Source organism: Caulobacter endophyticus (assembly GCF_003116815.1).
In the GTDB taxonomy this organism is placed as follows: Bacteria; Pseudomonadota; Alphaproteobacteria; order Caulobacterales; family Caulobacteraceae; genus Caulobacter; species Caulobacter endophyticus.
The window spans coordinates 15,881-40,019 of record NZ_QDKQ01000023.1 but is presented as its reverse complement, the minus strand read 5'-3'; the positions used below and the strand labels follow the sequence as shown (position 1 = coordinate 40,019).

Here is a 24,139-nt window from a genome sequence, read left to right as displayed (position 1 = left end):
GGCCGACGCGGCGGGCGAGCAGATCAGCTACGTCATCACCGTGGCCAACACCGGCAACACCACGCTCGACGGCGTGACGGTGACCGATCCCTATGCCGACGCCGGTTCGATCATGCGCGGCGCCGACCTGGTGGGCGACAACGACGGCGTGCTGGAGGTCGGTGAAACCTGGAGCTACACCGCCACCCACACGGTCACCCAGGCCGAGATCGACTCCAATGGCGGCGGCGACGGCGCTCTTGAGAACACCGCCACGGCCGACTCCAACCAGACCGGCCCCGACACCGACGACGCCAATGTGCCCGTCGAGCAGCGGGCGAGCATCGACATCGAGAAGTACGTCTCGATCGACGGCGGCCTGACCTGGGAGGATGCGGACGACCCGAAAGGACCGATCGCCACCTCCGACGCCAACATCGCGTTCAAGTTCGTGGTCACCAACACCGGCAACGTGACCCTGACCAATACGTCGGTCACCGACACGGTGTTCGACCTGAACGGCCCGGCGGCGGGGACCGCTCGCGATCTGGGCAACCTGGCGGTCGGCGCGACCACCGAGTTCCAGATTTCCGCGCCCTGGACCGCCGGTCAGCATGTCAACGACGCCACCGCGTCGGGCGCCTACTCGGGCGGCGCGGCCAGCGACCACGACCTGGCCTACTACTACGGCCTGATCGACAGCGTGGGTGTGCGCACCCCCGGCTTCTGGCTGTCGCCCAACGGCCTGACCTTCTGGGACGGCGCCGTGGGCAACGAGACCAAGTCGGGTCCCGATTTCCCTGACGGCGAACTGCTGGCCTACAACAACGGTATCGCCGACGGCCCAGACCCAGGCAACAGCAACAAGGAAGAGCGCTATATCCTGCTGGGCGACGACAACGGCAACGGGATCACCGATGCCGGCGAAGACACCCTGCAGATGTCGCTGGCCCTGGCCCTGAAGGTGCTGGACGCCTCGATGAAGCCTTCGCAGGACGCCCGCTACGTCCTGGGTCGCGACGTCATCGCCGCCTGGCTGAACTTTGAGGCCGGCAACCCTACGGGCGACCCGCTCGATCCGAACAGCCCAGCCGCCAAGATGAACCAGGCCATCGACTGGCTGCAGCAGTACGCCGACGCCAATCATGACGGCGTCGCCGACTTCAACGGCCCGGCCGTCAAGCAGAACAGCGCGGCCTGGCAAGGTTCGGGCGCGTCGCTGCACACCGCCCTCGACGGCTACAACAACAACGGCACGATCGGCGCCACGACCTTCGCGGGCGACGGAGACGACCACCTGTTCGTGACCATGCTGACCCGCTACCACGCCGAGGATGTCCTCGCATGAACGGGCGGGCCGGCGAGGGCAGGGCGAGAGACTCGGGGAGGCGCGCCCTTCCCGAGCCCCTGGCCGGGGCCTTGAGAACCTGCCGGCGGCATCTGCTGATCGCCGCCGGTTTCAGCGCCCTGGTCAACATCCTCTACCTGGCGCCGACCCTCTACATGCTGCAGATCTACGACAGGGTCCTGCCGACCAGCGGGCTCCTGTCGCTTGCGTTTCTGACTGTGGCGGTCGTCTTCGCCCTGGCCACCCTGGCCGTGCTCGACAACCTTCGCCAGCGCATCCTGGTGCGGCTGGGCCTGCGCCTCGACCGCCAGCTGGCGCCCGAGGTTCTGACCCGGCTAACCGGCGGCCTGGGCGTCGATGCCGGGCCGCGGCTGCGGCAGGCCATGCGCGAGTTCGACGCTTTCCGAAGCGTTGTCTCCGGTCCCGCCGCAACGGCGATGCTCGACGCGCCCTGGACCCCGATCTACCTGGCCCTGTGCTTCGTCCTGCACCCCTTGCTTGGCGTTATCGCGGTGATAGGGGCAGGGGTCCTGCTGATCCTTGCGATCCTCAACGAGCAGGCGACCCGCGCCAAGCTCGAGGCCCTGAACGAGGCCTCGGCCCAGGCCTACGCCTCGCAGGAGGCCATCGCAAGCCATGGCGGGCTGGTCAAGGCGCTGGGCATGCGCGAGCCGCTGATCGTGCGCCAGTTGCTGGAGCGCCGTGCCGCGGTGGGCTTGCAGGCCGACACACAGTTCACCGGCGGCGTCTATACCGGCCTGATCCGCTTCCTGCGGCTGACCCTGCAGTCGCTGGCGCTGGGCGCCGGCGCATGGCTGGCCGTGCGGCACGAAATCTCGACCGGCGGCGTCATCGCCGCCTCGATCCTGCTCAGCCGCAGCCTGGCGCCCGTCGAGCAGATCGTCGGGTCCTGGAAGAACGTGATCCAGGCGCGGGACGGCCTGCGCACCCTGGCCGACCTCTTCGAGCGCGCCCCTGCCGCGCCGGCCCGCACGCGCCTGCCTGAGCCCAAGGGGCGGCTGCAGGCCGAGCAGGCCTGCGTGCGCACGCCTGACGGCGCAGGCATGATCCTGCGCGGCGTGTCGTTCGACCTCAATCCGGGCGAGATCATCGGCGTCGTCGGGCCCAGCGGCGCGGGCAAGACCACGCTGGCCAGGGTGCTGGTCGGCGCCCTGACGCCCGACCTCGGCTGTGTGCGGATCGACGGCGCGGATCTCGCCGACTGGCAGTCCGAGCGCCTGGCGGCCCACATCGGCTACCTGCCGCAGAACTGCGGTCTGTTCGCCGGCACGGTGAAGGAGAACATCGCCCGTTTCGCCAGCATCACCGAAAGCGACCCGCGCGAGATCGACGAGCGGGCGGTGGCGGCCGCGACGGCGGCCGGCGCGCACGAGATGATCCTGCGACTGCCCCAAGCCTACGACACGTTGCTGGGACCGGGCGGAGCGGGCGTGTCGGCCGGTCAGGCCCAGCGTCTGGCGCTGGCCCGGGCGCTCTATGGCGCGCCTAGGGTGTTCGTGTTCGACGAGCCCAACTCCAATCTCGACTTCGAGGGGGAGACGGCGCTGGAGCACGCGATCGCGGCCCAGAAGGCAAGGGGGGCGGCCCTGGTGGTCATCGCCCATCGCCTGAACATCCTGGGCGTGGCCGACAAGCTGCTGGTGCTGCGCGACGGGGCCATGGATCTGTTCGGGCCGCGCCGCGAGGTCCTGCAGGCGCTGGAAGCCCGGGTCGCTGGCCTGCCCAGGCCCGCCAACGCGGCGCCGGGTCTTCGGGTTTCGGGGTGAGGTCATGACCGGTTCGCTCGCCATCCAGAAATCCGGGGCCATGGTCACGGTCGAAGCCTACAAGACGCAGGGACCGACCGACGGTCCTCAATGGGAGCTTCGCATCGGCCTGGTCGTCGCCGGCGCCTTCTTCGTCGGCTTGCTGGGCTGGGCCGCCTTCGCGCCGCTCGACGCCGGGGCTTACGCCCAGGGCGTGGTCGTGGTGTCGGGCAGCCGCCAGGCCGTCCAGCACCGCGAGGGCGGCGTGATCTCGGCGCTGCGCGTGCAGGAGGGCGACAAGGTCCGCCAGGGGCAGGTGCTGCTGGAGATCAACGTGGAGGAGGTGAGGGCGCAGGAACGGGCGCTGGCCGCCCGTGTCTTCGCCGTCGAGGCGCGCCGGGCAAGGCTGATCGCCGAGCGGGACGGCCTGGCCGCGCCGATCAAGCCGATCGCCTTCGCGGGTCTTCCAGCCGAAGACCAGGCGCTGGCCGACGAGGCCATAGGCCTGGAGCGCCGCCAATTGGCCGCCCAGCGCGCGGCCCTGGCCTCGCGACGCGGCGTGCTGGCCGAGCGCGCAGGCCAGTTGTCCGAACAGATCAACGGCTACAATCGCCAGCTCGCCGCCAATCGCGAGCAGCAGCGGCTGATCGGCGAGGAGCTGGAAGGCATGCGCAAGCTGGCCGCCCAGGGCTACGCCCCAATGACCCGGGTGAGGGCCCTCGAACGCGCCCAAGCCGATCTCGTGGGCGCCGACGGCGCCTATCGCGCCCAGGCCGCCAGCGCCCGCGAAGGCATAGGCGAGACCCGCATGCAGGCCCTGCAAGGCGACCGCGAGCACATGGACGAGGTGATCGCCGAGCTGCGGCAGTCGGAAGTCGAGCTCAACGACCTCAAGCCCAGGCTGGCCGCGGCTCGCGACCAGCTTTCGCGCGGCATGGTCCGGGCGCCGGCCTCGGGCCAGGTGGTGGGCCTGAAAGTGTTCACCGTCGGCGGCGTCGCTGCGCCCGGCGACGTCCTTATGGAAGTCGTGCCGCAGCGCGCGCCGCTGGTCATTGAGGCCCGCGTTTCGCCGAACGACGCCGACGACGTCCACATCGGCCAGAGCGCCGACGTCAAGCTGACGGCGTTTCACGACCGTCAGCTGCCGCTGTTGCAAGGCACGGTGACCAAGCTGTCGGCCGACGGCTTCACCGACGAAAAGACCGGCGCGCGCTATTTCCGCGCCGAGGTCGCCGTGCCGCCGGAGGAACTGGCGGCGCTCAAGCAGCCGGGACGGGAGCCGCCGACGCTGAAGGCCGGCCTGCCGGTCGAGATCGTCGCGCCGCTGCGCAAGCGCACGGCGCTGCAGTACCTGATGGAGCCGCTGCAACAGCGGCTGTTCAGAAGCTTCCGCGAGCAGTGAGAGGCGGAATAGGAATATTTTCCTGATGCTGCTGTCGCGGATCCCAAAATCGGCCCGCACGCCATTATAGGAATATATTCCTATAACGTGCAGCGCTACGCTTTCGGCCGTTTATGAAAGGTCGAAGCGCGGCGCGTACGGAAAGGCGCTGGCTTCTTTCGAAAACCTCTTCCATAAATTCGCCGAAAGGTAACTGGTTTTTGAAAGACGGGACATGCTCATCGGCTACGCTCGGGTCTCCAAGGGAGACGAACAATCGACTGCGGCCCAGAAGCGCGCGCTGACCGATGCCGGATGCGAGCGCCTGTTCGAGGAGGCGGCCAGCGGCGGCCGATGGGACCGGCCCCAGCTTCACCGAATGCTCGACCAACTGCGCGCCGGCGACGTTGTGGTCGTGTGGAAGCTCGACCGCCTATCCCGTTCCCTGAAAGACCTTCTGCACATCCTGGAGAAGATCGACGCCGCTGGCGCCGGCTTCCGGTCCCTGACCGAAAGCATCGACACGACGACCCCTGCCGGCCGAATGATGATGCACATGGTCGGTAGCTTCGCCGAGTTCGAACGCGCCATGATCCGCGAGCGCACCATGGCCGGCCTAGCCGAAGCCCGGGCCGCCGGCCGCGTCGGCGGCCGCCGGCCGAAACTGACCCCCGCACAACGCGCCGACGTGGTCGAGAACGTAATGTCCGGACGCAAATCGGCCGCCGAAATGGCCCGCCTCTACCGCGTCAGCGAACCCACCGTCAGTCGCATCGTTTCCGGGGCAAGGGCCGAAACCGGAAACGATGCGACTGACCGCAAACTCCGCGACCCGACTTCTACAGGTTCGGCTAGCCTTGTTGGTGTTGGCCGAGCCGAGCGATCCCAACCGCGCGACAAAGCAGTCTCCACTGGGCTCGAACTGGCTTTTGTCCCGCTATCGCCATTCGCGCATCCGAGGGTGGCAAAGCGTGTACGAGCAGGCCGTGCAAGATCCGCTGTTCTTGTTGGCCATAGAGCTTCCGAGAGAGGCTGTCCTGGAACTGGGCCGGCGCTCGTTGGCTTGGCCTGAAGATCTGAGACGCCGATGGACCTACGCGGCCGCAGTCGGCGCCGTCGGAGGCTACGTTTTCTAGCGGGGTTTAAGCCAACACGGCTGCGCTAGGAGGAACTCCACAACGCATGCATTTCCAGTCGCAACGATTGCGGATCGGGGAGTCGCAGGGTTTGGAGACGGGAAGCGCCAAAATCCGGAACGTTGGAGCAACCGGTGACGGCTGGTGTGCGACTCGCAACGTTTGCGATCCGTGACAGCAGCGTTTGCGATCCGTGACAGCAGCGTTTGCGATCCGTGACACCCTCAGTCGCGCATCAATATACGTCGCCTAAGGAATATTATCAGAAATAAAATCCCAGGCGGTTCAGACGCGCCGGACTCCATCCGGCCGATTATCTCGGCCCTTATTCACCACAGAGCCGATTTCCTCAGCGGCGATGTCGGCGTTTGCCCGGCTGTCGCGTCCTTGGCTCACGGCGTTGGCGCCGTCGGAGCTGCCGGATGCTTTACGCCATTCTCTGCTATCACATGGAAGACGTCGTCGGCGCATGGAGCCCGACGCATGACGAGGCCGTGATGGCGCAACTGGGCGCGGTGCGCGACGATCTGGCCGCTCGGGGCCGCCTTGGCCTGTCAGCCCGGCTTTTGCCGACCACGACGGCCGTGACGCTGCGCAAGGACCGCGAGCCGCCGCTGCTGGTCGACGGACCGTTCGCCGAGACCAAGGAACAGTTGCTGGGCTTCTATCTCGTCGATTGCGACGATCTCGACGACGTTGTGGCTACCGCGCGCGAGCTTGCGCGCGCAAACCCCGGCGGCTGCTACGAAATTCGTCCTGTAGCCGATATCTGGAAATCGAACGGCGTTCACGGAGCGGGCGCATGACCGACCCGGACTGGATCGACGCCGCACTGGTTTCGGCCCGCCCCCAGGCCATGGCGGCCCTACTGCGCTATTTCCGCGACCTCGACACGGCCGAGGAAGCCTATCAGGACGCCTGTCTTCGCGCCCTGAAGTCCTGGCCGGAGAAAGGCCCGCCACGCGATCCGACCGCCTGGCTTATCCTGGTGGGCCGCAACAGCGGCGTGGACGCTGGCCGCAAGCGCAGTCGCCAGACCGCCCTGCCGTCCGATGACGTGCTGACCGACCTCGCCGCTGGCCTCGACGACGCCGAAACCGCGCTGGCCGAGCGGTTGGACGGCGCGGACTATCGCGACGACATCCTGCGATTGCTGTTCGTCTGCTGCCACCCGGATCTGCCGGCCACCCAGCAGATCGGCCTGGCTCTGCGCATCGTCTCGGGCCTGTCGGTACGCCAGATCGCTCGCGCCTTCCTGGTCGGCGAAAGCGCCATGGAACAGCGGATCACCCGCGCCAAGGCCCGCGTGGCCAAGGGCGATACGCCGTTCGAGGCGCCCAGCCCGACCGAACGCGCCGAACGGCTGCTGACCGTGATGGCCATGGTCTATCTGGTGTTCAACGAGGGCTATTCTGCCGGCGGTGTGGAAGCCGGCGCGCGGCGGCCGCTGTGCCACGAGGCCCTGCGTCTGTCGCGGTTGCTGCTGCGGCTGTTTCCGGCCGAGCCCGAGGTCATGGGCCTTACGGCGCTGATGCTGCTGCAGCATGCCCGCAGCCCGGCGCGCCTGGACGCCGACGGCCTGATCGTGCTGCTCGAGGATCAGGATCGCGGCCGCTGGGACAAGGCGATGATCGCCGAGGGGCTGGCCATGATCGACAAGGCCATGCGCCATCGCCAGCCAGGCCCCTACCAAGTCCAGGCCGCGATCGCCGCCCTGCATGCCCGGGCCGAGCGCCAGCAGGACACCGATTGGACTCAGATCGACCAGCTCTACGCGGCGCTGGAGCGCATGACCCCCTCCCCGGTCGTCAGCCTTAACCGCGCCGTGGCGGTTTCCAAGGTGGCCGGGCCGCAGGCCGCGCTGGAGATGATCGCGCCGCTGGAGGAGCGGCTGGCCGGCTACTTCCACTTTCACGGCCTGAAGGGCGCGCTGAATCTGCAATTGGGCCGCGACGATGTCGCCCGTGAGGCCTTCCAGCAGGCCATCGCCCTGGCTGGCGGCGCCGCCGAGGCTGCTCACATACGCCAGCACCTCGACCGGCTGCAGGCCGACGGCCAGAAAAATCGCAACGCGGTGTCGGAAGGCTGACGCTTCGGACGTCCTTGCCGCAAATGGCCCTAGAACCGGTCCGCGCTCAGGGAGTTTTCGATGCTGAAGATCGTCGCCGTCGTTGGAGTGCTGGCGCTATCTGGCCTGCTGGTCGCCGCGGCCCTGCGTCCGCCGACCTTTCGGGTCGAGCGCTCGATGCTGATCAACGCGCCGCCCGAGGCCGTGCTTGCCCATGTGTCCGACTTCAAGGCCTGGCGAGCCTGGTCGCCGTACGAGACCCTGGATGCCGACCTGCAACGCACTTATGGCGGAGCCGAACGTGGCGTCGGCGCGACCTACGCCTGGGCTGGCAGGAAGGCAGGGACTGGCCGGATGCGGATCGTCTCGGCGACGAGCCGCGAGGTGGGCATCGCGCTGGACTTCGAAAAGCCCTTCGAGGCCAGCAACGCCGCCGCCTTCACCGCCGAACCCGCCGGCGAGGCCACCCGGGTGACCTGGGCGATGTCGGGGCCGGCGCCTTACGTCTCGCGCCTGATGGGCCTAGTGTTCAATATCGACAAGATGATCGGTCGCGATTTCGAGACGGGCCTGTCCAATCTCAAATCCGTCGCCGAGCGTAATTGAGGTCCCCTTCCCTTCGCGCTTTCGGAGGTCGGCATGGCCCGTTTCCTACTGCTGAAGTTCGAACCCGCCTGCTTGCCGCGGGTTTCTCCTGTCCACGCCGAGCGGAAGGAGGATGACATGCCACGCGGTGACAAGAGCAAGTACACCGACAAGCAGGAACGCAAGGCAGAGCACATCGCCGAGGGCTACGAGGCTCGCGGGGTCTCGGAGAAAGAGGCCGAACGCCGGGCCTGGGCCACGGTCAACAAGGACGACGGCGGCGGCAAGCAGCCCGGCGGAGCCGGCCGTGGCAAGCGGACTGGCCATCCCGCCGCGCACAAGGGCGGCGAGAAAGGTGGCAAGGCTTCGGCCAGCCGTACCGCCGCCGAACGGTCGGCATCGGCCAGGAAAGCTGCGGCGACCCGCAAGCGCAACGCCGAGCACCACGCGCACCACTAGACCGGACGCGCCTGACGACGACCTCAGAAAATCTGGGGCGCGCAAATCCATACTAATTAGGTAGTGATTTATCAGCGCTGTCTTCCTCCCCTTTGGCGGCGCCGAGGCGAGCGCCGCCCCGCCAGGACGATACCGACGGCTCCGGTGTTCTGGTCTGGTCCTTCGGGGGAAGGATCGGGACGGCGCTCGCCCTTGATCTCGCCATCCGGCGCACCCACCTGAAACCCTGGCGGGCCCCGCGAAGATTGACTTTGCGGCGATTACGCCTATTTATCCGCACCTTCGGAGCAGGTCTGGCGAATCCGCGCCGCCCGCTCGCCCAAGCACGGGCGGCTCCGAGCTAGACCAGCGTGACATGACCGAATTTTCAGACCTCGGGCTTTCGCCCACGACCCTTCAGGCGGTCGCCGACACCGGCTATACGACCGCCACCCCGATCCAGGCCCAGGCGATTCCGGTCGCCCTCGTCGGCCAGGACGTGCTGGGCATCGCCCAGACCGGCACCGGCAAGACCGCGGCCTTCACCCTGCCCCTGATCGACAAGCTCGCCTCGGGCCGGGCCAAGGCCCGCATGCCGCGCGCCCTGGTCATCGCCCCGACCCGCGAACTGGCCGACCAGGTCGCCTCCAGCTTCGAGAAGTATGCCAAGGGCACCAAGCTCTCGTGGGCGCTGCTGATCGGCGGCGTCTCGTTCGGCGACCAGGAAAAGAAGCTCGACCGCGGCGTCGACGTGCTGATCGCCACCCCGGGCCGCCTGCTCGACCACTTCGAGCGCGGCAAGCTCCTGATGACCGGCGTGCAATTCCTCGTCGTCGACGAAGCCGACCGCATGCTCGACATGGGCTTCATCCCGGACATCGAGCGCATCTTCAAGCTCACGCCGCCGAAGAAGCAGACCCTGTTCTTCTCGGCGACCATGCCGCCGGAAATCACGCGCCTCACCAAACAGTTCCTGAAGGATCCGGTGCGGATCGAGGTGGCCAAGCCGGCCACGACCAACGCCAACATCACCCAGCTGCTGATCAAGGTGCCGTCGTCGGATCCCAAGGCCAAGCGCCTGGCCCTGCGCACCATCGTCGAAAAGGCCGCACCTGAAACCGGCATCGTTTTCTGCAACCGCAAGACCGAAGTCGATATCGTCGCCAAGTCGCTGAAGGTGCACGGCTTCGACGCCGCGGCCATCCACGGCGACCTCGACCAGAGCCAGCGCATGAAGACCCTGGCCGACTTCCGCTCGGGCGCGCTGAAGATCCTGGTGGCTTCCGACGTCGCCGCGCGCGGCCTCGACATCCCGGCCGTCAGCCATGTCTTCAACTACGATGTTCCGCACCACGCCGACGACTACGTGCACCGCATCGGCCGCACGGGCCGCGCCGGCCGCACCGGCGTGGCCTACATGCTGGTCACCCCGGCCGACGACAAGGGCTTCGACAAGGTCGTCAAGCTGATCGGCTCGACGCCCGCGGAAGAGGTTATCGACGTCGACTACACCAACGCCGTCACCGTGCCGCGCGAAGGCGACCGCCGTCGCGGTCGTGGCGAACGTCCGGGCCGCGAGCGTGGCGAGCGCAGCGGCCGCGGCCGTCGCGAGCGCGCCGAGACCGCTGCGGAAGCCGAAGTCGTCGAAACCGTCGTCGCCGAGGGGCCGGCCGAAGCGCCCGCCGTCGAGCGTGGCGAGCGTCCGGAACGCAAGCCGCGCCGCGAACGGACGCGCGATCGTGGCGAGCGCGCAGACCGCGCCCCCGCCGTGGCCGTGGAAGCGCCCATCGAGGAAGCGCCGCCTGTCGCCCGCCCGTCGCGCGAACGCCCGCCGATGCCGGTTCGCGGCGTCCAGCCGGTTCGCGGCCGCGAGGACGACGACGACCGCCGAGTGGTCGGCTTCGGCAACGACATTCCCGCCTTCCTGCTTCGCGCGCCGCCGAAGCTGGCCAAGGTCGAGGACTGACGGACCGTCTGAAAAGGCGTAGATTGGCCGGCGTGCTCCACGGAGCCGCCGGCTTTTCTTTTGCCGACAGCCGCGTCGTTCGGGCGGCTCCGCGCGTTTTTCCCGAAGCCTTCGAAGGAACCGCCATGGCCGACTTCACGCCTTCGCAATCCAACCTGGAACTGCTGGTGCACGAGCGCACCTATCACGCCTTCAGCGTCTTCGTGCGCTGGTCCATCGTCGGCGTCGCCGTCGCCCTGACCGTGCTGACGCTGTGGTTCGCCACACCGGCAGGTTTTATCGGCGGAGCGATCGCCGGAATCGTGCTGGGCGTCGCCGGCTATTTCGCCGTGATCCGGCATGAGCAGCATCAGCCGCTGGACCTGTGGACCGAGGGGCGTTGATAGGCTGCGGCCCCAATAGCATTCGCTTCCCTCGCCCTCGTGGCGAGGACCCATGCCCGTAACCGCTCAAATCTCGACCAGGATAGCCAAGGCCTGAGCAGGTGAACGATGGATCCTGGGCACGGGGCTCAGGAGGCGATCGTGGTTGCGAGGGCGCTGAGAAGCTCCCCTACCGCTTGATCTGTCCCGCCAGGTACTTCCGGATGCCCTCGCCGTAAGGCGGGCGCAGGGCCAGCATCGGGCCGATGTCCTTCTTCAGCTGGTGGAACACCGCCTTGCGGTGGCTGAACTCGCGGAAGCCGTCGTAGCCGTGATAGGCGCCCATGCCCGCCGGGCCGACGCCGCCGAACGGCAGGTCCTCCTGCGCGACGTGGAAGATCACGTCGTTGACCGTGGCCCCGCCGCTGGTCGTGGCGGCCAGCACCCGTTCGCGCTCGGCCTCGTCAGTTCCGAACCAGTAGAGGGCGAGCGGTCGGTCGTGACGATTGACGTAGTCGATGGCGTCCTCGATCCGGTCATAGGCTTTTACAGGCAATAGCGGGCCGAAGATTTCGTCCTGCATCACCGTCATGTCGTCGGTCGGCTTGAGGATCAGGGTCGGCGGAATCCTGCGCTGCTGCTGCTGGGAGAAGTCCTCGCCGGCCGGATTGAGCTCGACCACCTTGGCGCCCTTGGCCTTGGCGTCGTCGACATAGTCCTTCACCCGGTCATAGTGCCGCTGGGCCACCAGGGCCGTGTAGTCGGGATTGTCCCTCAGGGTCGGGAAGCTGCGGGCGACAGCGGCGCGGGCGGCCTCGACGAAGCGGTCCACATCCTCGGCCGGGGCCAGCACATAGTCGGGCGCCAGGCAGATCTGGCCGGCGTTCAGGGTCTTGCCGGCCATCACCCGGGCCGCAGCGGTGTCGAGATCGGCGCCGCGCGACAGGATCACCGGGCTCTTGCCGCCCAGCTCCAGAGTCACCGGCACCAGGTTCTCGGCCGCCGCTCGCATCACGTGCCTGGCCACCGAAGTCGCGCCGGTGAACAGCAGGTGATCGAAGGCTAGCCCGGAGAAGGCCTGACCGATCTCGGGACCGCCGGTGACGACGGCGATCTCGTCCTCGTCGAACGACTTGGCGAACATCGCCTTCAGCAGATCGGAGGTGGCGGGCGTATATTCCGACGGCTTGATCATGGCCCGGTTACCGGCCGACAGCACCCCGGCCAGCGGCGCGAAGGTCAGGTTCACCGGGAAGTTCCACGGGCTGATCACCCCGACCACGCCCTTGGGTTGCCAGCGCACCTCGGCCTTGGCGCCGAACAGGCCCAGTAGCGCCGGCGTCGTGCGGCGCTTCTCGGTTTTCATCCATTTGCCGACATGGTCGCGGGCGTACTTGAGCGGGCCGATCGATCCGGCCACGTCGGTCAGGGCCGTGGCGTCCCTGGAGCGCACGCCGAAGTCGTCGCTGACCGCCTGGGCGATTTGGGACTGGTGGTCGACCAGCAGCGCAATGCAGCGATTCAGCCAGTCGATCCGTCGCTCGAGCGGCGGCGCGCCGTCGCGCAGATGGGCGGCCTTCTGGCGCTGTAGGATGATCTCGAGGCCGGCCTTGGCGGCCTCCTGACCGAGATTGGCGGGGGCGTTCATGCGGCGTCTCTCCCGAAAACGGCCTCTCGGCTCATCTTATCAACGTTCAGAATGCTTTGGAGTTGTGCCTGACGCAAGCACCCCGCACGGCCTTAACCGCTCGTTTGAACTCTCGTGCCTATGCTCGCCGCGCAAGCGATCGGTCTGGGAGAAGCCCGGATCGAACGGGGGAATGAATGATGTCGGACGTCGAAACCACGCTGCGCGGCCCGGAAGCCTACAAGATCGCCCGTCGGGCCCTCGACCTGATGGAGCGCCATCAGATCTGGCCGACCGCGCTGAACTTCGAACTCTGGACCCATTATGTGGCCGATCCCGACGGCGCCCTGGCGCGCGAGATCACCCGACTGATCTCGATGGGCGAGCCCATCACCGAGATGCTGAGCGAGGAGCTCGCCGCGGCGTATCTCCCCAAGGCCCGCCTCAACGAACAGATCCGCGACGCCGGCGACCTGCTTTCCAAGGAGCTGGAGTCGGTCTCAAAGGCCATCCAGAACGCCCAGAAGACCAACGCCGCCTTCGGCAAGACCCTGGCGGGCGTGTCCAAGGATCTCGACGCCCCGACCGGTGTCGAAGGCATCAAGGCCGTGGTTTCCAGCCTGGCCGAGGCCACCCGGCAGGTCGCCAAGGAAAACAAGGCGCTGGAAAGCCGCCTGGCCGACTCGACCGCCGAGGTCGATCGCCTGCGCGAGCACCTGGAACAGGTGCGTCGCGACGCCACCACGGATGGCCTGACGAACCTGGCCAATCGCAAGGCCTTCGACGAGGAACTGGAGCGCGCCTGCGCCGAAGCCGACGAGGCCGGTTCGGCCATCTGCCTGGCGGTGCTCGATATCGACCACTTCAAGGGCTTCAACGACACCTGGGGCCACCAGACGGGCGACCAGGTCATCCGCTATGTGGCCAGCGTCATCGGTCGCGTGGCCGCCCTGCCCCGCTTCGCCGCCCGCTACGGCGGCGAGGAATTCGCGATGATCTTCCCTGGCGAAGCCGCAGCCACCGTCAGCGCCACGCTGGAAGAGATCCGCGTCGAGGTCTCCTCGCGCATGCTCAAGCGCCGCTCGACCAACGAGGACCTGGGCGCGATCACCCTGTCGTCGGGCTTTGCCGAGCGCCGCAAGGGCGAGACCGGGCACTCGGTGATGGAGCGCGCCGACGCGGCCCTCTACGCCTCCAAGCGCAGCGGCCGCAATCGCGTCACCGCCGCCGACACGCAGGCTGAATCGGCCAACGCCGCCTGACGAGATACGCGTTCTTCTCCAGAGAACCGCGTCGGGGCCCGTCGATCCTCAAGGATCGGCGGGCCCTTTTCATTTGCCCGAACACCCCTCTTGCGTTCCCCTGGGACAGTCGCGCCTAGCTGGCGTCCAGGCGCGTAAAGACGCCCGGAGGACCGCCCCCATGGCCGAAACGGCTTATGAAAAGATCCGGCTGGAAGCCCAGGACGGCGTCGCCGTCGTCACCCTTTCGGACCCCGCTTCCCTGAACGCCGCCAGCCCCGAAGTCGCCCGCGAGCTCGCCCAGGCCTTCGGCGCAATCGCGGCCGACAAGGTCGAAGCCAGGGCGGTGATCCTGACGGGCGAAGGTCGCGGCTTCTGCTCCGGCGCCAACCTGTCGTCCGGCGCCACGGCGGGCCGCCCGATGGACGCCGACGGCAAGCCCGACGCAGGCGCGGCGCTTGAGAGCGTCTACAACCCTCTGATGACGCTGCTGCGAGACTTTCCGCTGCCGATCGTTACGGCCGTGAACGGCCCGGCTGCGGGCATCGGCTGCTCGCTGGCGCTGATCGGGGACATCGTCGTGGCCGCCGAAAGCGCCTATTTCCTACAGGCCTTCCGCCGTATCGGCCTGGTTCCCGATGGCGGCTCGACCTATCTCCTGCCGCGTCTGGTGGGCAAGGCGCGCGCCATGGAGATGATGCTGCTGGGCGACAAGGTCCCGGCCGCCACCGCCCTCGACTGGGGCCTGATCAACCGCTGCGTTCCCGATACGGAGTTGATGCCCAGGGCCGTGGAGCTTGCCCGCGCCCTGGCCGACGGCCCTGCTTCGCTGGGCGCGATCCGCCGCCTGGTCTGGGACAGCCTCGACGCCGACTGGGTCGGCCAGTTGCATGCCGAGCGCCACGCTCAGCGCGCCTGCGGCAAGACCGAGGACTTCATCGAAGGCGTCAGCGCCTTCCTGCAGAAGCGTCCCGCGGCCTTCAAGGGGCGCTGAGCCCCCTTTAAACATCAATGCCCGAGCGCAAGCCTTTGCTTTAATAGGGCTTGTAGCTCTTTTCCTCGACGATGTCCGAGCCGGTCAGGGCGTTGATCTTGCGCTTAACGGCGGCGCGCTTGTCGTTGTCCATGTAGACGCGGCGGGCCAGCTCGACGAACTCCGGGCCGAAGGCCTGGCTACGCTCGCAGGCGCGCTTGCCGTCCTCGATGTCCCAGAGGGCGGCGTTGATGGCGGTCAGCTCGACCGTCAGGGCGTCCAGCTCGGCGCTGGGCGTCAGGGCATTAGCCGCGATGCCTTCCAGCAGCGCCAGCTCCTTGCGGACATTGGCTTCCTTGGCAGCGTCGCCGATCCGCTCGGCCTTGACCCGCAGGATGGTGATCTTGTCGACGAGCTCGCCGGCGGAGATGGGGGCGAGGATGGACATCAGGAAACTCCGGCGATCAGGGTGTCGAGGGCGGCCTTCACCGGGGCGAGCGGCAGGGCGGCCATGCTCTCTCCGTAGTCCTCGGCGCACAGCATCTCAAGGCGTTGCGCCGCGGGCTTGAACTTCACGGCTTTGCGGCGATTTAGCTGCAGCGACAGCAGCGGCGCGCCGCCGGCCGCCAGCATGTGGCCAGGGCCAGCGTCGTTGGCCACGGCGGCGGCGAGGCGTCCGGCAAGGGCGATGGCCAGGATCGGCCCCTTCACACCGGCGAATCCGTCGGTGCGGTCGGCCTCCGGGAACAGCGCGCCCGGAACCTGCGCCCGCGCGATAGCCGCATCAACGGCTTCGTCCGGACCGAAGAAGAACACCGGCGCGCGTCCCGCCGCCTGCTGGGCGCGGGCAAGGTCGAGATAGCTTTCGAGCGGCCAGCGCTTTTCCTGGCCGCCTGCGCCGGGGGCCAGGCCCACATAGGTCGGACCATCCGGCAACAGCGCCTCGGCGGCCGAGACCGCGTCGGCCTCGGTCAGGGCCAGCGGCCGCAAGGCGCCCTGGCCGTCCGTGACCAGGGCCAGAAGCCGCGCCAGTCGGTCGACCACGGCCGCCGGCCAATCAGGCTTGCGCGCCTGCATGGCGGCCGAGACGAACCTGCCGCCCCTTGTGACGGCACGCCTGGCCACCAGGCTGCGGCGCAGATTCTCCTGCGTGTCGATCACAAGGTCGAAGGTGCGCCCGCTCAAGGGCTTCACCCAGGGCAGCACGTCCAGCGCACCGGCGCCTGTGACGCCATCCTTGACGATCTCGTCGATATACCCCGCCACGACGCGTTTGAGCGGGCCGTCATAGACCGTCACGCCCTTGGCGGCGCACCAGGTTATCCGGGCGTCTGGCAAGGCCGCGCGCAGGCCCGCGATGAAGGGCAGCTTGATCAGGCCGTCGCCGATCACTTCGCCCATGGAATAGATCAGAACCGTCTGGACCATGGCCGTGCATGGCCGCGCCCGCCGCCGCCGTCAATCGTCGCGATCAGTATGTGAGCATTTACTTGCATGGCGCGTGATTTGGGGTAACGTCGATTGCATGAGCGCCAAGCCCCGCATCGAACGCGCCGCCCTCGAAGTCTTCGCCGCCCACGGCGTCGATGGCGCGACGACCAAGCTGATCGCCGCCCGCGCCGAGGTTTCGGAGGGCGCGATCTATCGCCACTGGAAGAGCAAGGACGAACTGGCCATCGGTCTGTTCATGGCCGCCCACAGGCGCCTGTCCGATCTGATCGATACCGAGGCTGGCGCCGTCCATGGCGTCGAGGCCAAGGCCGCGGCCCTGGTCAAGGCCTACTGCACGGCCGCCGACGAGGACTGGACCCTGTTCTCGTTCCACCTGCTGCAACTGCATCACTTCCTGCCCTACTACCAGGACGACGGCCGCGACCCGGTGACCCTGGTCGAGACCATCATCAAGTACGGCATGATGAAGATGGAGCTGCCGCCCGGGGATCCGCGCGTGGTGGCCGCCATGGCCATCGGCGTGATCACCCAGACCGCTCAGAACAAGGCCTACGGGCGCCTGGGCGAAGACGCGCTTTCGGCCCATGCTTCGCTGATGACCGCGGCCGTCCAGGCCGTGCTCAAGGCACGCTGACCCCAAACCAATCACAAGCCCTCCATGAAGGACCAAGCGATGCGTAGCGCGCTGTTCAACGCCTACTACTGGGTTCTGTCGATCTTCTACGGCCTGTCGGCGGCCCTCTCGGCCCTGCTGCCTGGACGCCGCCCGGTGACCTTCGCCCTGCGGCTCTATTCCAGGCGCATGCTGTGGGCCCTGCGCACATTCGCAGGGATCAAGATCGAGCTGAAGGGTCAGGAGAACCTACCGCAGGGCGCCTTCATCATCGCCGCCAAGCACCACAGTTGGGGCGACGGCTTCGTGATGTTCGCCAATGTCGACAATCTGAGCTTCGTCACCGGCGACCACCTGGAGAAGTTCCCGCTGCTGGGCAACATCCTCAAGAAGTTCGGCGCCATCGTCGTCGACAGCTGCGGCGGCCCCGAAGCGCGCGCCGCCCTGTCCAAGAGCGCCGCGCAGGTCGCCGCCGAGGGGCGTCGCATACTGATCTATCCGGAGGGCCACCTGGCCGCACCGGGCGAGCGCTTCCGCTATCGCACCGGCGTCTATCACATGAGCCAGGATTTCGGCCTGCCGGTGGTGCCGGTGGCCACCAACCTGGGCTGTTTCTGGAAGCAGCAGGAAGCCCGAAAGACCCCCGGCCAGGCCACGGTCGAGTTCCTGCCCGCCCTGCCCCAGGGCCTGCAGAAGGCCGAGTTTATGAAGCTGCTGGAAAACACGGTCGAGAACCGCACCAACGAGCTGATCGCCCAGGCTACCGGCCAGCCGGTAAAGGCTTCGGTGCTCGTCGAGCCGCCGCGCAAGAAGCCGGCCGAGGCCGAACCGCTGTCGGCGTAATCGAAGTGGCCGGAGGGGCGGCCGCGTGCGCGAGCGCCCCTCCGAAGCTTTCAGTCGCCGATCGGCATCACCCAGACGGTCGGGAACTGCCGCTCGAACCGCCCCAGGGCCTGGGGGTCCATGCGGGCGACAAGGCGGACCTCGCCGTCCTCCATGTCCTCGCGTTCGGTGACGCGCCCGTTGCGATAGATCCAGGCCAGGGCTTCGCCGTCGGCGGGGCCAAGACGCACGGCCATGGGCGGGGTGTCGTCGATCAGGCCGCCGACGCGCTTCAGCAGCTCGGGGCAGCCCTCGCCGGTGACGGCCGAGACGGCCGAGGCGTCGGACCGCTTGGCGCGGCCTTCGAGGATCTCGCGTTCCTCGCCGTCAACGAGGTCGATCTTGTTCCAGACCTCGACGACCGTCTTGCCGTCGTCGGCGGTGACCTTCAGCTCGCTCAGCACCGCCTGGACGTCGCGCGCCTGGGCGTCGGTGTCTGGGTTGGCGACGTCGCGAACATGCAGCACCACGTCGGCCTCCTGCACCTCCTCGAGGGTGGCGCGGAAGGCCTCGACCAGCTCGTGCGGCAGGTCAGAGATGAAGCCCACGGTGTCGGAGAGGATGGCCGGGCGGCCGTCGGGCAGCTTGACCGTCCGCAGGGTTGGATCGAGCGTGGCGAACAGCATGTCCTGGGCCACGACCTCGGCATTGGTCAGGCGGTTGAACAGCGTCGACTTGCCGGCGTTGGTGTAGCCCACCAGCGCCACGGTCGGGTATGGAACCTTCTTGCGAGCGCTACGATGCAGGGTGCGGGTGCGCCGCACCTCTTCCAGCTCACGCTTGAGCTTGCCGATCGTGCCGGCGATCAGGCGCCGGTCGAGTTCGATCTGGGTTTCGCCGGGGCCGCCGGTGCTGCCGGTGCCGCCGCGCTGGCGTTCGAGGTGGGTCCAGGTGCGCACGAGGCGCGAGCGCTCGTAGTCGAGCCGGGCGAGCTCGACCTGCAGCTTGCCTTCGCGAGTGCGGGCGCGACGGGCGAAGATTTCGAGGATCAGGCCCGTGCGATCGACCACCTTGACGCCCAGACCGCGCTCAAGATTGCGCTGCTGGACAGGGGTGAGCTGGTCGTCGAACACCGCGACGTCGATGGCCTCGACCTCGCAGACGACCTTGAACTCGGCGATCTTGCCGCTGCCGAACAGGGTTGCAGGCGTGACGGTGCGTAGCGGCGCGATGGCCGTTTCGACGACGTCGAGATCAAGAGCGATGGCGAGGCCGACGGCCTCTTCGAGACGCGCCTTGGGATCGCGCGCCTCCAGAGCGGCCTGCCCGCGAGCAGGCCGCACCGGATGAATCACGAAGGCCCGCAGGATCGGGTCGGCGTGATCGATAAGTCCATCGGGGGACTTAGAAGTAGATTTTGACAAAAGAGCCTTGGACTTAGTCGTCTTGATCGGCGCTCGGCTCATACAGCTGAACGGGCTGAGCCGGCATGATCGTCGAGATGGCGTGCTTGTAGACCAGTTGCGACTGGCCATCGCGGCGCAGCAGGACGCAGAAGTTGTCGAACCAGCTGACCACGCCCTGCAGCTTGACGCCGTTGACCAGGAAGATGGTGAGCGGCGTCTTGGACTTGCGCACACTGTTCAGGAAGGTGTCCTGAAGATTCTGTTTCTTGTCGGCGGACATTGGGGATTCCCCTCTCGTTGAAATCGGAGGGCAAAACGCGCTCCACACAAACAAGCTCATGCTAGAGCATTTTTCGCCGTTTGATATGACTTTCCGGCGAGAAAATGCACGCAGGGCGGAGAGAGACCCTAGATCGCTCCCGCCCGCGCCCGCTCGATATAGAGAGCCCGCAGGCGGCTCGCCACCGGCCCCACCGTTCCATCCCCGATCTTGACGCCATCGACGCTGGTGATGGGCGTCACGAGGCTGCCGGCGCCCGTGATGAAGGCTTCCCGGGCGTTCCTGGCCTCTTCCACCGTGAAAGGCTGCTCGGCGACCGGCAGGCCAGCCTGGGCGATGACGTCAAGCAGGGTGAGCCGGGTGACGCCACGCAGGATGTTGGCCTGTGTGTCGCGCGTGCGCAGGCGGCCGTCGGCGTCGACGATCCACGCGTTGGATGAGGCGCCCTCGGTGACCAGGCCTAGGTCGTCGACGAACCAGGCCTCGATCGCCCCACGCTCACGGGCGGCCTGCTTGGCCAGGGCGTTCGGCAGCAAGCCTATGGTCTTGATGTCGCAGCGGCCCCAGCGGTTTTCCGGCACGGTGATCACGGCCGCCCCCTTGGCAGCCTTGGCCTCGATGGCGACGCGGTCGACCGAGCGAGCGGTGATCACGACCGCCGGCGGCACGGCCGGGTTCGGGAAGGCGTGGTCGCGCCTGGCGACGCCGCGCGTGACCTGCAGGTAGACGAGCCCCTCGCGCACGTGGTTACGGCGGATGGCCTCGCGCAGCACGATGGTCAGTGCCGCCTCGCTCATCGGATGGTCGATGCGCAGCTCGTCCAGGCTGCGCCACAGGCGGGCGAAGTGGCCTTCCGCGTCCGCCAGCTTGCCGTCGAACACGGCCCAGACCTCGTAGACACCGTCGGCCAGCTGGTAGCCGCGGTCCTCGATGTGCACGGCGGCCTGGCCGTGACGGACGAAGCGGCCGTTGACGTAAGCGAAACGCGACATGGGGTCCTTACTCTTCTTCCTCGCCGCGGCCGCCGGCCACGCCGAGGGACTTCAGCTTGCGGTGCAGGGCCGAGCGCTCCATGCCGATGAAGTTGGCCGTGCGCGAGATGTTGCCGCCGAACCGCAGGATCTGGGCGTTGAGATATTCGCGCTCGAACAGCTCGCGGGCCTCGCGCAGCGGCAGGGCGATGATTCGCTCGGCGCCGATCGCGCCCGAGCCGCCGCTGGACGGCTGCTCGGAGGCGTTCAGCATTTCGGCGGTGATCAGGTCGCCCGGTTCGCCGGCGGCCAGGATCAGCATCCGCTCGACGTTGTTGCGCAACTGGCGGACGTTGCCCGGCCAGGCCTGGACCTGCAGGGTCGCCAGCGCGTCTTCGCCCAGGCGGCGGCGCTGCATGCCGGTGGCCTCGCTGATCCGCTCGATGAAGTAGGAGATCAGCTCGGGAATGTCCTCGCGGCGCTCGGCCAGGCCCGGCACGCGCACAGGCACCACGTTGAGGCGGTGGAACAGGTCCTCGCGGAAGCGTCCGGCGGCGATCTCCTCGCGCAGGTCTCGCGAGGTGGACGAGATCACCCGCACGTCGACCTGCACGTCGCTGTCGCCGCCGACGCGGCGGAAGCGCTGCTCGACCAGCACCCGCAGGATCCGGCTTTGAGTCTCGCGCGGCATGTCGGCCACTTCATCGAGATACAGCGTCCCGCCGTGGGCGCGCTCGAACACGCCGATCTTGCGCGGGCGACCGCCCTCGCCTTCCTCGCCGAACAGTTCGACGTCGAGACGTTCGGGCGCCATGCCGGCCGAACTGACGGCCACGAACTCGGCCTTGGTGCGGGCGCTGGCGCCGTGGATCAGGCGCGCGACCAGCTCCTTGCCGGAGCCCGGCGGGCCGGCGACCAGGACCCGGCTGTTGGCCGGGGCGACCTTGGCGATCATCTGGCGCAGGGCCTGGGCCGCCTGCGACTTGCCCATCAGGCCGTCGGAGGCGAAGCTCTGGGCCCGCAGGCGACGGTTCTCGCGCTTGAGATTGGCCGCCTCCAGGGCGCGCTCGACCACCAGCAGCAGCCGGTCGGACTTGAACGGCTTCTCCAGGAACTCGTAGGCGCCGCGCTTGATGGCGCTGACGGCCGTCTCGATGTTGCCGTGGCCCGAGATCATGATCACCGGCAGGTCGGCGTCGAGCGTCTTGACCATGTCGAGCAGTTCCAGCCCGTCCATGCCCCCGCCCTGCATCCAGATGTCGAGGACCAGCAGGGCCGGCTTGCGCGCGCGCAGCGCGGCCAGGGCCTGGTCGGCGTCGGCGGCCGTACGTACGGCATAGCCTTCGTCCTCCAGGATGCCGGCCACCAGATCGCGGATGTCGACCTCGTCGTCGACCACAAGCACGTCAGCGCTCATGTCATCTCCTCTACGCCCAGGGTCGTCGGCGCCGCGGCGAGCCGCGCCGACACCGGAAACTTCAGGACGACGCGCGCGCCGGCATGGCCCTGCGCGTCGGTGAGGACCAGCTCGCCGCCGTGGTCCTCCATGATCCGCTTGACGATGGCCAGGCCCAGGCCAGTGCCCTTCTCGCGGGTCGTCACATAGGGTTCGGCCAGACGGTCGCGATCCTTCGCGGGCAAGCCGACGCCGTTGTCCTCGACAATGATGCACAGCGCCTCGTCGTCGGAGACCAGCGTCGCGTCGATCTGGCCGCGCGGCTCGGGCGTGACGTGGCGCCGGGCGCTCACGGCCTCGCCGGCGTTCTTCAGAATGTTGGTCAGGGCCTGGCCGATCATCCGCGCGTCGCAGTTGACCCAGATCGCGCCGCCCGGCTCGTCACTGACCACGTCGGTGTCTGCATCGACGACGCGCTGGGCGAAGACCCCGGCGCGCAGCAGCTCGGCCAGATCGGCGGGGGCGAAGCGCGGCGCGGGCATGCGGGCGAAGGCCGAGAACTCGTCGACCATCCGGCCGATGTCGCCGACTTGGCGGATGATGGTGTCGGTGCAGCGATCGAAGGTCTCGAGATCGCCGGTGATGTCCTTGCGGTACTTGCGGCGAATCCGCTCGGCCGACAGCTGGATCGGGGTCAGCGGGTTCTTGATCTCGTGAGCGATGCGGCGGGCGACGTCCTTCCAGGCGGCGTTGCGCTGGGCCGCCATCAGGCGGGTGACGTCGTCGAAGGTCAGCACCTGGCCCTCTGCCGCGTGGCCGGCGGCGCGGACGCGCAGGCGCAACGTCTCGCCGCCGCGCACGACGTCGATCTCGACCTCGGCGTTGGGTCGGCCCTGGCTCATCTCCTCCAGCACCTGGGCGAACTCCGGCGCGGCCTCGACCAGATCCTGACCCTCGGCGGCCTCGTCCAGGGCCAGCAGCTCGCCGGCGCGACGGTTGAGCGCCGAAATCCGGCCCGCGCCGTCGAGGCTGATCACGCCGGCGCTGACGCCCGACAGCACGGTCTCGATGAACTGGCGGCGGGATTCGGCGTCCAGGCTGGCGGTCCTAAGGGCGGCCTGCTGGGTCTGAAGATCGGCCGTCATCATGTTGAAGGCGTTGGACAAGGCCCGGATTTCCTCCGGCCCGGCCTCGGCGTCGACACGGGCGTCGAGGTCGCCCGCCGAAACCCGGCCGGCCGCCTGCACCAGCCCAGAGACTGGAGCAGCGATCGAGTTGGCGGCGGCGATGCCCACCCACACGGCCGCCACCAGCACCAGCAGCGCCGTCTCGACGTAGCTGAGGCCGAAGATCGCCTGGATACGGGCCCGATTCTGAGCGGCGTCGCGATAGGAGATCAGCGACTCCTCCGACTCGATCAGGTGCGCCAGGATGCCCTTGTCGATCGGCCGGGCGACGTAGAGATAGCCGTCCGGGAAACCCTTCAGCTTGTAGAGCGCCCGGAACAGGTCTTCGGAGACGAAGCGCTGCGAGGTGATCTCGCCAGTGTCGGTCCAGCGGAAGCTCGACGGCGGCGGGGCCAGGAACGGCGGCGCGTCGGCGAGCTCGGCCCGCGCCAGAATGCGGCCGTCGCGGTCAAGGATGTAGGCGGCCGAGAAGCCGTTGTCCTCGGCCAGGGTGCGTAGGAAGTGGCCGAACACGACCGGCGATTCGGCCATGGCCGGGGCGGCGCTGTTCAGCGTCGCGGCCATCGGCCCCATGTGCTGGCTGATGTAGCTGGTCTGCTCGGAGACGTAGGAACGCGCCACTGTGGCCGAGTTCTCGACCACGGTCGTCACCCGCTTGCTGAACCAGCCGTCGACCCCGCGGTTGACCAGCACGCCGAAGAACAGCGCCACGATCACCGCAGGCGCCACGGCCGCGACCGAGAACAGGCCCACGAAACGCAGGTGCAGGCGGGCGCCGGCGTCGCTGGAGCGAGCGTCGATCAGGTCGAGCAGTCGCCAGCCGACGATGGCGGCGACGCAGAGGATCAAGGCGAGGTTGAAGCCGAGGACCACCAGGATGGCGGTGCTGGCGGGGCCGATCGGGCCGGTGGTCGGCGGCGAGGAGGCCAGGCCGACGCCGGTGGCCGTCAGTATGGCGGCCAGCACATAGCCGCCGCCGAGCACGTAGCGTGATCTCAAGAGTTCGCGCCACCACGACCGGCTGAAGCGGCGCGGGCGGTCTTCCGATTCCGAAACTGACGGGACCGAACTCATCGATGCGAGTTTAGGGCGGGGTGTGCCCTAAACTCAACACCGATGTGCTGAAAAAGCGTCAGCAATGG

22 protein-coding genes are annotated in these 24,139 nt (G+C 68.0%); 14 read left to right on the top strand and 8 right to left on the bottom strand.

The annotated features are described in order from the left end of the window. From DDF67_RS04330 to DDF67_RS04285, 10 genes are all read left to right on the top strand, one after another. Positions 1-1,327 (top strand): DUF7507 domain-containing protein (locus DDF67_RS04330; protein ID WP_146197956.1); only part of this gene is annotated, 1,327 nt, incomplete at its 5' end. Then, positions 1,324-3,114: a type I secretion system permease/ATPase gene (locus tag DDF67_RS04325; RefSeq protein ID WP_199229148.1), complete on the top strand. Its 1,791-nt coding sequence runs from the start codon at positions 1,324-1,326 to the stop codon at positions 3,112-3,114. The genes DDF67_RS04330 and DDF67_RS04325, both read left to right, overlap by 4 nt. A gap of 4 nt (positions 3,115-3,118) precedes the next feature. Continuing rightward, complete coding sequence (locus DDF67_RS04320; protein WP_233247538.1) at positions 3,119-4,495, top strand: HlyD family type I secretion periplasmic adaptor subunit; 1,377 nt, start codon at positions 3,119-3,121, stop codon at positions 4,493-4,495. 214 nt (positions 4,496-4,709) lie between these two features. Next, on the top strand, positions 4,710-5,546 hold the full coding sequence (locus DDF67_RS04315) for a recombinase family protein (protein ID WP_233247537.1): 837 nt from the start codon (positions 4,710-4,712) through the stop codon (positions 5,544-5,546). A gap of 486 nt (positions 5,547-6,032) precedes the next feature. Beyond that, the gene (locus DDF67_RS04310) at positions 6,033-6,416 is read left to right on the top strand and encodes a YciI family protein (protein WP_109099702.1); all 384 of its coding nucleotides are present in this window, start codon (positions 6,033-6,035) and stop codon (positions 6,414-6,416) included. Continuing rightward, on the top strand, positions 6,413-7,699 hold the full coding sequence (locus DDF67_RS04305; protein WP_109099701.1) for an RNA polymerase sigma factor: 1,287 nt from the start codon (positions 6,413-6,415) through the stop codon (positions 7,697-7,699). Before DDF67_RS04310 ends, DDF67_RS04305 begins: the two co-directional genes overlap by 4 nt. A 60-nt stretch (positions 7,700-7,759) precedes the next feature. Next, entirely contained in the window at positions 7,760-8,284 is a 525-nt protein-coding gene (locus DDF67_RS04300; RefSeq protein WP_109099700.1) for an SRPBCC family protein, read from the top strand. 117 nt (positions 8,285-8,401) lie between these two features. Then, entirely contained in the window at positions 8,402-8,722 is a 321-nt protein-coding gene (locus tag DDF67_RS04295; protein ID WP_109099803.1) for a plasmid stabilization protein, read from the top strand. Positions 8,723-9,077: 355 nt separating this feature from the next. After that, the gene (locus DDF67_RS04290) at positions 9,078-10,667 is read left to right on the top strand and encodes a DEAD/DEAH box helicase (RefSeq protein ID WP_109099699.1); all 1,590 of its coding nucleotides are present in this window, start codon (positions 9,078-9,080) and stop codon (positions 10,665-10,667) included. A 23-nt stretch (positions 10,668-10,690) separates the two neighbouring features. Then, the gene (locus DDF67_RS04285) at positions 10,691-11,050 is read left to right on the top strand and encodes a hypothetical protein (protein WP_408608570.1); all 360 of its coding nucleotides are present in this window, start codon (positions 10,691-10,693) and stop codon (positions 11,048-11,050) included. 169 nt (positions 11,051-11,219) lie between these two features. Here the strand turns inward: DDF67_RS04285 and DDF67_RS04280 are convergent, their stop codons facing one another. Beyond that, on the bottom strand, positions 11,220-12,677 hold the full coding sequence (locus DDF67_RS04280) for a coniferyl aldehyde dehydrogenase (protein WP_109099698.1): 1,458 nt from the start codon (positions 12,675-12,677) through the stop codon (positions 11,220-11,222). Positions 12,678-12,856: 179 nt separating this feature from the next. Between DDF67_RS04280 and DDF67_RS04275 the strand changes: the two genes are divergently transcribed. Together DDF67_RS04275 and DDF67_RS04270 are read left to right on the top strand one after the other, a co-directional pair. Beyond that, positions 12,857-13,918 (top strand): GGDEF domain-containing protein, encoded by a 1,062-nt coding sequence (locus tag DDF67_RS04275; protein ID WP_109099801.1) that lies wholly within the window; start codon positions 12,857-12,859, stop codon positions 13,916-13,918. Between the two features lie 160 nt (positions 13,919-14,078). After that, complete coding sequence (locus DDF67_RS04270; protein ID WP_109099697.1) at positions 14,079-14,891, top strand: enoyl-CoA hydratase/isomerase; 813 nt, start codon at positions 14,079-14,081, stop codon at positions 14,889-14,891. A 40-nt stretch (positions 14,892-14,931) separates the two neighbouring features. Here DDF67_RS04270 and DDF67_RS04265 read toward each other — a convergent pair whose 3' ends face one another. Beyond that, complete coding sequence (locus DDF67_RS04265) at positions 14,932-15,318, bottom strand: DUF6165 family protein (RefSeq protein ID WP_109099696.1); 387 nt, start codon at positions 15,316-15,318, stop codon at positions 14,932-14,934. After that, on the bottom strand, positions 15,318-16,298 hold the full coding sequence (locus DDF67_RS04260; RefSeq protein ID WP_109099695.1) for a glycosyltransferase family 9 protein: 981 nt from the start codon (positions 16,296-16,298) through the stop codon (positions 15,318-15,320). Before DDF67_RS04260 ends, DDF67_RS04265 begins: the two co-directional genes overlap by 1 nt. Positions 16,299-16,395: 97 nt before the next feature. On the opposite strand from DDF67_RS04260, the gene DDF67_RS04255 reads away from it, so the two are divergent. Then, positions 16,396-16,956, top strand: a complete 561-nt coding sequence (locus DDF67_RS04255) for a TetR/AcrR family transcriptional regulator (RefSeq protein WP_109099694.1) — start codon at positions 16,396-16,398, stop codon at positions 16,954-16,956. Between the two features lie 24 nt (positions 16,957-16,980). After that, positions 16,981-17,778 carry a lysophospholipid acyltransferase family protein gene (locus tag DDF67_RS04250; RefSeq protein ID WP_109099693.1) on the top strand — a complete coding sequence of 266 codons (798 nt, stop codon included), beginning with the start codon at positions 16,981-16,983 and terminating at the stop codon, positions 17,776-17,778. Positions 17,779-17,828: 50 nt separating this feature from the next. On the opposite strand, the gene hflX is transcribed toward DDF67_RS04250, so the two are convergent. The 5 genes from hflX to DDF67_RS04225 all read right to left on the bottom strand — a co-directional run bounded on the left by hflX (position 17,829) and on the right by DDF67_RS04225 (position 24,071). Beyond that, a complete protein-coding gene (gene hflX, locus DDF67_RS04245; RefSeq protein ID WP_199229147.1) occupies positions 17,829-19,181 on the bottom strand; it encodes a GTPase HflX in 1,353 nt (450 codons plus the stop codon). 13 nt (positions 19,182-19,194) lie between these two features. Next, positions 19,195-19,443, bottom strand: coding sequence for an RNA chaperone Hfq (gene hfq / locus DDF67_RS04240; protein ID WP_058348899.1), 249 nt, complete (start codon positions 19,441-19,443; stop codon positions 19,195-19,197). A 128-nt stretch (positions 19,444-19,571) separates the two neighbouring features. Next, on the bottom strand, positions 19,572-20,435 hold the full coding sequence (locus DDF67_RS04235; protein WP_109099691.1) for a D-amino-acid transaminase: 864 nt from the start codon (positions 20,433-20,435) through the stop codon (positions 19,572-19,574). 7 nt (positions 20,436-20,442) lie between these two features. Then, positions 20,443-21,831, bottom strand: coding sequence for a nitrogen assimilation response regulator NtrX (ntrX, locus tag DDF67_RS04230; protein WP_109099690.1), 1,389 nt, complete (start codon positions 21,829-21,831; stop codon positions 20,443-20,445). Continuing rightward, entirely contained in the window at positions 21,828-24,071 is a 2,244-nt protein-coding gene (locus DDF67_RS04225) for a sensor histidine kinase NtrY-like (protein ID WP_109099689.1), read from the bottom strand. The genes ntrX and DDF67_RS04225 overlap by 4 nt, the downstream gene beginning before the upstream one ends. Between the last annotated feature and the right edge of the window lie 68 nt (positions 24,072-24,139).

Bases quoted from the DNA above. Each gene is read 5' to 3' on its own strand.
- DDF67_RS04255 (WP_109099694.1), top strand. From the start codon at position 16,396: ATGAGCGCCAAGCCCCGCATCGAACGCGCCGCCCTCGAAGTCTTCGCC.
- DDF67_RS04235 (WP_109099691.1), bottom strand. From the start codon at position 20,435: ATGTCGCGTTTCGCTTACGTCAACGGCCGCTTCGTCCGTCACGGCCAG.
- DDF67_RS04320 (WP_233247538.1), top strand. From the start codon at position 3,119: ATGACCGGTTCGCTCGCCATCCAGAAATCCGGGGCCATGGTCACGGTC.
- DDF67_RS04315 (WP_233247537.1), top strand. From the start codon at position 4,710: ATGCTCATCGGCTACGCTCGGGTCTCCAAGGGAGACGAACAATCGACT.
- DDF67_RS04250 (WP_109099693.1), top strand. From the start codon at position 16,981: ATGAAGGACCAAGCGATGCGTAGCGCGCTGTTCAACGCCTACTACTGG.
- hfq (WP_058348899.1), bottom strand. From the start codon at position 19,443: ATGTCCGCCGACAAGAAACAGAATCTTCAGGACACCTTCCTGAACAGT.
- ntrX (WP_109099690.1), bottom strand. From the start codon at position 21,831: ATGAGCGCTGACGTGCTTGTGGTCGACGACGAGGTCGACATCCGCGAT.
- DDF67_RS04305 (WP_109099701.1), top strand. From the start codon at position 6,413: ATGACCGACCCGGACTGGATCGACGCCGCACTGGTTTCGGCCCGCCCC.
- DDF67_RS04270 (WP_109099697.1), top strand. From the start codon at position 14,079: ATGGCCGAAACGGCTTATGAAAAGATCCGGCTGGAAGCCCAGGACGGC.
- DDF67_RS04225 (WP_109099689.1), bottom strand. From the start codon at position 24,071: ATGAGTTCGGTCCCGTCAGTTTCGGAATCGGAAGACCGCCCGCGCCGC.
- DDF67_RS04265 (WP_109099696.1), bottom strand. From the start codon at position 15,318: ATGTCCATCCTCGCCCCCATCTCCGCCGGCGAGCTCGTCGACAAGATC.
- DDF67_RS04300 (WP_109099700.1), top strand. From the start codon at position 7,760: ATGCTGAAGATCGTCGCCGTCGTTGGAGTGCTGGCGCTATCTGGCCTG.
- DDF67_RS04290 (WP_109099699.1), top strand. From the start codon at position 9,078: ATGACCGAATTTTCAGACCTCGGGCTTTCGCCCACGACCCTTCAGGCG.
- DDF67_RS04280 (WP_109099698.1), bottom strand. From the start codon at position 12,677: ATGAACGCCCCCGCCAATCTCGGTCAGGAGGCCGCCAAGGCCGGCCTC.
- DDF67_RS04275 (WP_109099801.1), top strand. From the start codon at position 12,857: ATGTCGGACGTCGAAACCACGCTGCGCGGCCCGGAAGCCTACAAGATC.
- DDF67_RS04295 (WP_109099803.1), top strand. From the start codon at position 8,402: ATGCCACGCGGTGACAAGAGCAAGTACACCGACAAGCAGGAACGCAAG.
- DDF67_RS04260 (WP_109099695.1), bottom strand. From the start codon at position 16,298: ATGGTCCAGACGGTTCTGATCTATTCCATGGGCGAAGTGATCGGCGAC.
- DDF67_RS04325 (WP_199229148.1), top strand. From the start codon at position 1,324: ATGAACGGGCGGGCCGGCGAGGGCAGGGCGAGAGACTCGGGGAGGCGC.
- DDF67_RS04310 (WP_109099702.1), top strand. From the start codon at position 6,033: ATGCTTTACGCCATTCTCTGCTATCACATGGAAGACGTCGTCGGCGCA.